We start from the raw sequence: 244 nt of genomic DNA, 5'->3' as shown, positions 1-244 counted from the left end.
GCCCGAATCTCGGGGGTCAGGACGCGATCCCTCGGGCTTTTCAGCTGCGCCAGCAGAGTCGGGGCGAAATCAACCGCCGGGGGCCCGATCCGTTCCAGGGCCCGGAGGACGTAATGATCCATGAACTTGTGCTCCAGCGACGCGCGCAGGAGCGGGCGATCCGCGAGCAGGGCCGCGTCCAGGGCTTCCACGATGATCCCCGAGGCGATCTCGGTCGACGACCGATCCTCCGGCACGTCCGAGC

1 protein-coding gene is annotated in these 244 nt (G+C 68.4%); it reads right to left on the bottom strand.

The genetic code is table 11. The annotated features are described in order from the left end of the window. Positions 1-244 (bottom strand): hypothetical protein (locus Q4528_RS15475; protein ID WP_303522601.1); only part of this gene is annotated, 244 nt, incomplete at both ends.

Source organism: Staphylococcus pasteuri, from assembly GCF_030547725.1.
GTDB lineage: Bacteria > Bacillota > Bacilli > Staphylococcales > Staphylococcaceae > Staphylococcus > Staphylococcus pasteuri.
Note: the sequence above shows the minus strand (reverse complement) of the source record. Positions and strands in the feature narration are given on the sequence as shown.